General features: G+C 65.1%; 10 protein-coding genes. 8 read left to right on the top strand and 2 right to left on the bottom strand.

Annotation, left to right across the window (positions count from 1 at the left end; genetic code table 11):
- Positions 1–84: 84 nt before the first annotated feature.
- Together CA984_RS03825 and CA984_RS45860 are read right to left on the bottom strand one after the other, a co-directional pair.
- A complete protein-coding gene (locus tag CA984_RS03825) occupies positions 85–1644 on the bottom strand; it encodes a recombinase family protein (protein ID WP_278248980.1) in 1560 nt (519 codons plus the stop codon).
- 2 nt (positions 1645–1646) lie between these two features.
- The gene (locus CA984_RS45860; RefSeq protein ID WP_165781087.1) at positions 1647–2222 is read right to left on the bottom strand and encodes a helix-turn-helix domain-containing protein; all 576 of its coding nucleotides are present in this window, start codon (positions 2220–2222) and stop codon (positions 1647–1649) included.
- A gap of 861 nt (positions 2223–3083) precedes the next feature.
- Between CA984_RS45860 and CA984_RS03815 the strand changes: the two genes are divergently transcribed.
- From CA984_RS03815 to CA984_RS03780, 8 genes are all read left to right on the top strand, one after another.
- Positions 3084–3263 carry a MerR family transcriptional regulator gene (locus CA984_RS03815; protein WP_133061539.1) on the top strand — a complete coding sequence of 60 codons (180 nt, stop codon included), beginning with the start codon at positions 3084–3086 and terminating at the stop codon, positions 3261–3263.
- Positions 3260–3478, top strand: coding sequence for a hypothetical protein (locus CA984_RS03810; RefSeq protein ID WP_086568125.1), 219 nt, complete (start codon positions 3260–3262; stop codon positions 3476–3478). Before CA984_RS03815 ends, CA984_RS03810 begins: the two co-directional genes overlap by 4 nt.
- Entirely contained in the window at positions 3475–4257 is a 783-nt protein-coding gene (locus CA984_RS03805) for a BRO family protein (RefSeq protein WP_086568123.1), read from the top strand. The genes CA984_RS03810 and CA984_RS03805 overlap by 4 nt, the downstream gene beginning before the upstream one ends.
- 126 nt (positions 4258–4383) lie before the next feature.
- The gene (locus tag CA984_RS03800; protein WP_086568121.1) at positions 4384–5355 is read left to right on the top strand and encodes a helix-turn-helix domain-containing protein; all 972 of its coding nucleotides are present in this window, start codon (positions 4384–4386) and stop codon (positions 5353–5355) included.
- Positions 5336–6067: an ATP-binding protein gene (locus tag CA984_RS03795; protein WP_133061538.1), complete on the top strand. Its 732-nt coding sequence runs from the start codon at positions 5336–5338 to the stop codon at positions 6065–6067. The genes CA984_RS03800 and CA984_RS03795 overlap by 20 nt, the downstream gene beginning before the upstream one ends.
- A gap of 17 nt (positions 6068–6084) precedes the next feature.
- Entirely contained in the window at positions 6085–6384 is a 300-nt protein-coding gene (locus CA984_RS03790; RefSeq protein WP_165781086.1) for a CHC2 zinc finger domain-containing protein, read from the top strand.
- Entirely contained in the window at positions 6381–6584 is a 204-nt protein-coding gene (locus tag CA984_RS03785; RefSeq protein WP_086568114.1) for a hypothetical protein, read from the top strand. Before CA984_RS03790 ends, CA984_RS03785 begins: the two co-directional genes overlap by 4 nt.
- Positions 6581–6826: a hypothetical protein gene (locus CA984_RS03780; RefSeq protein WP_086568112.1), complete on the top strand. Its 246-nt coding sequence runs from the start codon at positions 6581–6583 to the stop codon at positions 6824–6826. Before CA984_RS03785 ends, CA984_RS03780 begins: the two co-directional genes overlap by 4 nt.
- The last annotated feature ends 46 nt before the right edge of the window (positions 6827–6872 follow it).

The following is a 6872-nucleotide window of genomic DNA, read 5'->3' as shown; positions in this document are numbered from 1 at the left end:
GAGGACGTGGGGCCGGGGGTGGGCTCGTGGCGGGCCGGTGGCCGGGTGACGGTCCCGTTCGTCTGCGCGAAGAGTCCTAAACCGTTAGAGGGGAAACGTCGGAACGATCTCGATGTCAGCACTGCCTCTACCGTGTGACGTTACCTTGATCTGCTTGATCAGTTTGGCCAGCATCGTCCGCCGCACCGACACGGGAAGCGTGTGCCACTCAGCGGCGAGTCCCTCGGCCACCTCGACCGGCACCACCGACGCCGCACCGTCCTCCTCGACCAGGGACTCCAGCACGTCGGAGACGGACTTCAGGCGGCTCAGGAGATCGTCCCGAGCCCCCGCATAGGCCACCTCGGGGACAAGGCCGGTCGCTCTGTCGACGGTGAGCTGGGTGAGCGCCTTCTCCCACTTCACGCTCTCGGCGAGCAGCCGCTTCCGGTCGCCATCCCGCGTCGTCTTCGCCACGGCCTGAACGACAGCGATCGCCGCCCGCCCCTCCAGCTCCGTCGCCGCAACCTCCCCCAGCCACTCCAGGACACGCTCCTCGACCCTCGCCCGAGTGATCCACGTCCCGGTGCATTGCCGCGACTTCTCCCATGTGCGGCACAGGTAGAGGTAGCCGCCCACGCGTTTTCCTCCGTCGGTGGGGGTCGCGGAGTGCGCGTTCAGGTGGCCATCACATCGACCGCAGTAGACCAGGCCCGCAAGCGGGTACGTAGGCGCCTCCACACGGGGCGCTAGGCGCGCTCTGGCCTTGCGCTGGGCCATATAGGTTATCCAGAGCTCGGCCGTGATGACGGCGGCCTGAGCCCCTGAGAGGAACGTCTTACGGTCGCAGTCCGCAGGGGTGCTGCAGCGGCACGTGCTGTCATGAATGCGAAGCAGGCCGGCGGCGAATCCCGAGTCCATGTACCGCTTGACCTTGCGCTTATCCCAGGGGAGGCCTTTGACGTTGAGGAAGCCCTTGTCGTTGAGCCACTGGGCGATCTTCACCATGCTCTCGCCGCTGTTGTAACGGCTGTACATCTCAGCCAGGATCGGCCCGGTCTCCGGGTCGACCCGGTACTCGCTCTTGCACTCCCCCGGCCCGCAGCCTTGCGGGCACACGGAGGTGCCGATCGTGGGGCGGTGGTACTTGTAGCCGAACGCCGGCTTGCCATGGTGCGGGAGGCCGGCCGTGCGCCGCTTGGCCTGAACCTCCTGCCACCCTTCCCCGATGCGTTCAGACTCCCATGCGGCGACCTCGGCGAGCATGCCGCGAGTGAATCGGCCGGTCGAGTTGGTGGTGTCGACCTCCTCGGTGGCACTCTCCAGTTGACCGCCGGCGGACTCCAGGCGGTCGAGGTTGACCGCCCACCCCTTCCTGTTCCGGCCGAACCTTGAGAATTTCCAGACGACGACCACGGCGATACCGGCGGACTCGACCATCTCGATGGCCCGCTGAACACCCTTACGGGCGAAGCTCCGGCCGCTGGCGTCGAGGTCCTCGATGACCTCTTCTAGGTGATAGCCGCGGCGGGCACAGTAGTCGGAGATCGCGGCCCGCTGGAGCTCCGGGGAGATCATCTCCTCTCGGGCCATGGATACCCGGACATAGCCAACGACGCGCGGGGCGACGGGCAGGTGCGGCCAACTACATGTAGAGCAGCCCATGCTCATCCCTTCACGGTCTGCCCGAGTCGGCCCTTGCCTGCTGATCGTCGCCGCGGCGAGGCTTCGAGTGCGAAGAGGTTCGACAGAAGAGTCACCACATGGCTCGTGATGTTGGAGTGCGTAAGGGTGAGCAACGCCTGCTGGAGTCTGTCGCCGACCGTCCGTTTGTCTGTCCCCTCGGCTTCTTCGATCAGTTCCATGATCTGCCAGAGGCGTTCGCGCTCGTCGGCGAGCCGCCGACTCCAGTAGTCGAACAGGTGTGCCTTCTGGCGTTCGCTCAAAGGTGACTCTTGGATGCGTCGCACTGTCTCGGTAACAGGTGGAGTGGGCGCTTCGGCCTCGTTGAGCAACTCTGGTGGGACATGGCCGGACATAGCGAGGAGCGGGCTGATCTTCATCCCGAACACCTCGGCAAGGGATACGAGATGCTTGATGCTCGGCTGGCTCCCGCTTCGCCAACGGGTGACGGTGGACTGCTGCACACCTATCGCTGCAGCTAGCTGGGCATCCGTCTGATACCCGAGACCTCGGCCGGTGGTGGTGACCCAGTCGGCGAACGGGGTGCTGGTGGCCTCCACGGAGGTTTTCTCCCTACGGCTCATAGGAATGACAGGCCAGGGCACGCCTGGACAGGTCTGGACAGATCCAGACAGGTTTACGCATCCGAGAGTATGGCCACGGCTTGCGCGCACGCAAGTCTCTTCACAGCTATATACAGTCATATTCGCTGGTGACAGAGGTATGGAGAACGTAGGAGATATCCACGCCTGCATGAACGATCTTGTGCGAGCAAGCACACGGTCTGTCATGAGATGCAGGGCCAGGCTGGCACTGTACTTTCCTATGCGTTCCTTCTGTTTCCTTGCGAGATGCCAGGTCAGCCTGACTTCACTGTACTCCACCGCTCTTCGCTGCCTAGGCGCATACAGGCGTGCGGTGTGTTGCGTTACGTAGCGTCATCCGCAGGCACTGATGGGAGGGTATGGGAGGTCGAGACAACTGATCCCTGCCACTGTATGTACATAACGCATGCGAAACCGTGCGGCCAGATGCGGGGAAAAAAACGGATCAGCGGCCCCAGTGCTCCGGACAAGTTGCGCCCATCGCCGCAGACGCCTACCCTGATCTCGGGCAATACATGGTCATGGGGATACATGTCCCCTCATGTGTCGCACAAAAAGCTTTGCCCCCAGTGGGGTGCCGGTGGTTGGAGGTGGTGCTCCAGCCAGTGCACGTGTTCCCACTGAGGGCGCTAACTCCACCCCTGGGTCTCTAATCCAAGGAAAGGCATAGTCATGCCTCGCAGAGTCGTGCCCGATTCTACGCATGCTTGCGTAGACCGTGAAACCCCGGCTCCCCTTTCTCCCCCGGTGCCCAGTCAGCGCGTGTCGCTCCCGGCTGACCACATTTCGATTCGTCTCGCCAAGCTCCCCTCCCTCATGAGGGTGACCCACCTGGTGGACGAGACCGGCCTGTCCAAGGCCACGATCCAGAGGAAGCTCGACTCCGGCGAGATCAAGAGTGTCCGCCCCTCCCCCGGCACTCGGGCTGTCCCGAGTGAGTGGTTCGTCGAGTGGGTCGAGCAGATCAAGGCCACGGCTGTGGGAGCTGTCCAGTGACCGGTAACTTCGCCGGCACGACCACTCGCACGGACGCGATTACCGCTGCCGCACAGATCTGGGCCGAGGCCCGCGCTCGCCGTGACGCGCTCCCCGTCCGAGAAGCCGCACTCGCCGCGTACGTGCCCGGCGGCCCGTCCGTCGACGAGCTCATCACCCTGATCACCGCGCAGCGTGAGCGCGCCCGCGCCGGCCTTGCCAAGGAGGCGGCGTGACCAACATCGATCTTCTGAGCGGATCTCCGTTCGACGCGATCAAGCACGTGGACGAGCGTGGCGAGCACTGGTTCGCCCGCGAGCTCCAGCCGTTTCTCGGCTACAGCGCGTGGCACCGGTTCGCCTCCGTCATCGAGCTGGCCATGACCGCCGCCGATCTCGTGGGCGTAGACGTCGAGGCCAATTTTTCCACCATCGGAAAGAATGAAGGCCACGTCGGCCGGAACGGCGCGGACTACCGGCTGACCCGGTATGCCTGCTACCTGGTTGCGATGCGCGGTGACAGCCGCAAGCGAGAGATCGCTGAGGCGCTCACCTACTTCGCGGTGCGGGCTCGCGAAGCAGAGATGATCCAGAGTGGCGCAATCCTCCCGCATGCCACGGGCGGCCAGCTCGGCGAGGACATTCAGCGCGCCAAGGCCGCGGCCGAGGTCATCGCCATCCTCTCCAGCGCTGGCGTCGGCGACCGCGGCTACTGGGACGCATGCAGTCGGCGCCTCGCGGGGCGCCTCATGGGGGAGACTCCTGAGTTGGACCCGCTGACCAGGCCGCTCACGGTGTCCACGTACCTCGGCGGCAAGGGTCTCACTGACACCGAAACCAAGCGGGTTGCGGGCCAGTTCGGCAAGAACCTCAAGCGGCTCTACATCAACCTGTACGACGAGGCTCCGCCGCAGATCGAGGACCTCGTCGGCCGGCACGTGGTGCCCGTGGCCCAGTATCAGGAGCGCCATAGGCCGCTCTTCGACCAGGTCTACAACGCCGTCGCCATCACCTGATCCTGCTCGTTGAAGCCCGGCGTCCGCTTTAGGACGCCGGGCGGTCCGCCCTACCCGAAAACAGGACTACACGCGCGAGCGGGGACCTATGAACAACTACTTCAACGGCGCAAAGGACCCCTCTTGATGGGGATAAAGCTCGTCGTCGAGGTCCTGGATCACGCGCCCAGGGACCTGACTCCGGCCGAGCGCCTGGTGCTCGTTGTCCTCGCGGAGGACGCCCGGGACGAAACGCGCGTGTGCTGGCCAGGCCCCGACAAGCTTGTCCAGCGGACGGGCTTGCAGTGGGACAGCATCCGGCGAGTCTTCCAGCGGCTTGCGAAACGGGGGCTGGAAGTCCGCGTGCCGATCGGGCAGGGCTCGGATGGGCGGCCGGTGTTCGCGCGAGAGAACGTCCAGACCAACTTCCGCATCCCGGCATTCGCCCCCCTGAGGCGGGACGAGCATCCCGCCTCGAACCCAGAGGAGGGATCAGCGTCCCGCCTCGGAGGGGGGACCACAGTCCCGCCTGACCCTTCAGAGGAGGGATCAGCGTCCCGCCTCGACACCGAAATTCAAGAGGGTCTTTTCCCAGCTCAAGAGGGGTACGAAAACAGTTCTCCCAGGTCGGACGAGGCGGGACGAGAGTCCCCCCCATCCCCTCACCCTCAAAAAGCTAAGAAAGAAAGAACTTCTTCGTCCCGGAAATCGAAGGAGGCCAAGAAGCCCACCGACGACGCCCCGCCCCGGGCGGACGTCGAGGAGCTGTGCAGCCGCCTCCTTGAGTGGCTGATCAAGAAGGACTACCGGCGGCGCCCGACGGCAGCCCCTGACCCATGGCGTGCCGAGGCGCGGCTCCTGCTCGACAAGGACAAGATCCCCCTCCAGGAGGCTCTCGCCGTCCTCGACTGGTCACAGAGGGACTTCTTCTGGCACCAGCACCTCCACTCGCTGCCGAAGTTCCGAGAGAAGTACAGCGATCTTGAGATGAAGTCCCGCGGATCCCGTGGCGTCGCTACATCCCGACCTTCAGCGCAACAGTCCGGCCGCAGCCAGTCGCCTGGGGCCAACCCCGAGAAATTCACAGAAGAGGATTACCGTGACCTCAAGTTCGGATGACCGCAACGAGCCCATCTCGATCTTCCGCCACCTCCCCGTTCCCACCCACCCGGAGGGGTGCTCGGGAGACGGCTGGGTGAACGTCTCAGCCGAGGATGGCCACCTCCGGGCGGCCCGCTGCCCCGGCTGCCAGGGCGACCGCATCATGCAGGCCCTGCTTGAGTTCATCCCGCCCCGCTTCCGTAAGCCGATCACGCTGCCTCCCCGCGTGGAGGAATGGACCCACAAGGGCCTCGATGCCGAAGGGCTCTACATCACGGGCAGCGTCGGCGTCGGCAAGACCCACACCGCCTACACCGCACTCGCGGCGTGGTGCCTCATCACCGGAATCGCCCCCACCAGGGCTCGCGTCAGCGAGAACTATGGCGAGCAGCGCCGCATCCCGCCGACCGTGAAGTTCGTCCGGGCAACCACCCTGTTCGACGAGCTGCGCCCCAGCAACAACCAGACCCGTCAGCCCATCGTCGACTCCCAGAAAACCAGCCTGCTGGTCATCGACGACATCGGGGCGGAGAAGCCGTCCGAATTCACCGCCGAGAAGCTCTACGAGATCGTCGATGAAAGGTACGCGCATGCCAAGCCGTTCATCGTCACCTCGAACGTCCCGCCGAAAGCTCTCGCTGATCAGGTGGGCGCGCGTGTCGCGTCCCGGTTCTCCGAGTGCTGCGACGTCGTCCCCATGACCGGACCCGACCGGCGCAAGAGCGCCTAACCCACGAAGGGATCACCGTGATCAACACGTTCTCCGATAGAGAAATCTTCCTCATCCAGCGGGCATCCCCGATCGACGGGATCGTCAGCGACTACGTGCCGCTCCACAGGACCGACGATGGCCACCTCGCTGGCCCCTGCCCCTTCCAGCCGAAGGACTCAACCCACGAGATCAAGGTCCTCCCGCAGCGCGGCTTGTGGATCTGCTTCGGCTGCGTCGATGGTGGCGACGTCATCGGCTTCATTCGCAAGCGCCACAACCTCACGTACGTCCAGGCTGCTGAGCGCCTCCTGCGAGAGCTGGATGATGTCCGATGACCACCACGAAGACCGCGGTCGCCTCGCCGGATCGTGAGTCCCGCTGCCGGATGTACAGCCGCCGGGGCAACCCGTGCGCCAACCCCGCCCTCGACTCCGACCCCAACGCCGTTCAGATCTGTATCCGGCACGCGGCCGAGGTGTTGGAACTGATCCGGGAGCGCCAGGCCAACCTCGCCACCGACAGAGGTGTCCTGTGACCGTCCTGGAGCAGCTCCTCCTCGGCGCTGTCTACGTCCTGCTCGTCGTCGTCGGACTTCAGCGGACCGACATCCGCGAGACCCGCCGGCTCCTTCGCCAGGCCCACGCCGACCGTGCCGCCTACGCCGAGGAGCGGCGGCAGCGCACCGAGCAGGAAACGGCGTGGATCACCGACCAGGCCGCGCGACTCAAGCACATGACCGACGACCTGCGACACATCCGCGAGACCCACACCCCGTGAACAGCAGTAAGGCCGCCCTCGTCGGTAGCGAGGGCGGCCACCCCAA

The organism is Streptosporangium minutum, from assembly GCF_002149035.1.
Taxonomy (GTDB): Bacteria; Actinomycetota; Actinomycetes; order Streptosporangiales; family Streptosporangiaceae; genus Streptosporangium; species Streptosporangium minutum.
The sequence above is the reverse complement of the archived record's forward strand: the minus strand, read 5'-3'. Positions and strand labels throughout refer to the sequence as shown.

What these genes read in the sequence shown, in the direction of transcription:
- CA984_RS03800 (WP_086568121.1), top strand. Translation starts at nt 4,384, where the DNA reads ATGGGGATAAAGCTCGTCGTCGAGGTCCTGGATCACGCGCCCAGGGAC.
- CA984_RS03815 (WP_133061539.1), top strand. Translation starts at nt 3,084, where the DNA reads ATGAGGGTGACCCACCTGGTGGACGAGACCGGCCTGTCCAAGGCCACG.
- CA984_RS03825 (WP_278248980.1), bottom strand. Translation starts at nt 1,644, where the DNA reads ATGGGCTGCTCTACATGTAGTTGGCCGCACCTGCCCGTCGCCCCGCGC.
- CA984_RS03785 (WP_086568114.1), top strand. Translation starts at nt 6,381, where the DNA reads ATGACCACCACGAAGACCGCGGTCGCCTCGCCGGATCGTGAGTCCCGC.